At 30.1% G+C, this 1,214-nt stretch carries 1 protein-coding gene and 1 pseudogene; both read left to right on the plus strand.

Features of this window, described 5'->3' with window-relative positions; translation table 11 throughout:
- The first annotated feature begins 134 nt into the window (after window positions 1-134).
- Window positions 135-824: an HAD-IA family hydrolase gene (locus AMN73_RS01860; protein ID WP_075534592.1), complete on the plus strand. Its 690-nt coding sequence runs from the start codon at window positions 135-137 to the stop codon at window positions 822-824.
- A gap of 6 nt (window positions 825-830) precedes the next feature.
- A pseudogene (dapD, locus tag AMN73_RS01865) lies at window positions 831-1,214 on the plus strand (2,3,4,5-tetrahydropyridine-2,6-dicarboxylate N-succinyltransferase); the annotation flags it as partial.

Consider the following 1,214-nt stretch of genomic DNA (forward strand, 5'->3'; position numbering starts at 1 on the left):
ATACCAAAAATTCAAGGCTGTTTAGATGCTATAAATAATGGGGTTACTGGTGTGGGTATTATTAATGGAACAAAGCAACATTCATGTTTGTTAGAAATATTTTCGGATCAAGGTTCTGGGACCTTAATAAGAAAATGAATTTAAAAGATAAAAAATACCTTTTACTAGATCTTGATGGTGTATGTTATGGAAAACATAATAACTATTCTTTAGAAAAAGTTTTTGGTCAGGTTTCAAAAAGAATGACAAAATTTATATCTGAAAGACTTAATATAAATATGGATGATGCAAAGGAATTACAAACCAATTATTTTTACAAATATAATACCAGTTTAAATGGTCTAATGATACACCATGATATACCCCCTGAGGAATTTTTATCTTATGTTCACTCCATTGATTTAAGTTTTATGAAAGAAGATAAAATTATGAGAAGTGAGTTAGAGCGATTAGATATGGAAAAGTTTATTTTTACCAACGGTAGTGCAGAGCATGCAAAAAATATATTAACACATCTCGGGGTATATGATTTATTTGGAAGAGACAAAATTTTTGATATTCAGGATGCGGGATATGTTCCAAAGCCTGAAGCAAAAACTTTCGATTTAATGGTAAAAAAATTTGGCATTAATCCAAATGAAACTATCTACATTGAAGATATAGCTAAAAATCTGAGTATTGGTCATGAAAGAGGATGTGTAACTGTTTGGTTGATTAATGACGAGCATTTTGGAAAGATGGACTCTGATAAAGATTATATTTCCCACAAAATTGAAAATCTGTCTTTATTTCTTAAAGAAATAAGGTTATTAAAAAGTAAATAAATTGTTATGACATTAGAAAAAATTATTAATGACGCTTGGGAGAAAAAAGACCAAATAAACCAAAACTCAGATCAATCGATTAAAGATGCTATAAATCAAGTTATAAAGGATTTAGATAGCGGTAAAGCTAGAGTTGCTGAAAAAATTAATGGAGAATGGAAAACTCATCAACATCTTAAAAAAGCTATCATGCTAAGTTTTAGAATATATCCAATGGAAAACCTAAATGGCCCTTACAGTAGCTGGTATGACAAATCACATTTATTGAAAGGTAAAACAGCAGGTTGGTCAAAAGAGGACCATGAAAAAGCTGGCTTTAGAATGGTTCCTAATTCTCCAGTTAGGAAAGGATCGTTTGTTGGTAAAAATGCTGTGTTAATGCCATGTTAT

Source organism: Candidatus Pelagibacter communis (genome assembly GCF_001179965.1).
Classification (GTDB): Bacteria; Pseudomonadota; Alphaproteobacteria; order Pelagibacterales; family Pelagibacteraceae; genus Pelagibacter.

What these genes read in the sequence shown, in the direction of transcription:
- AMN73_RS01860 (WP_075534592.1), top strand. Translation starts at nt 135, where the DNA reads ATGAATTTAAAAGATAAAAAATACCTTTTACTAGATCTTGATGGTGTA.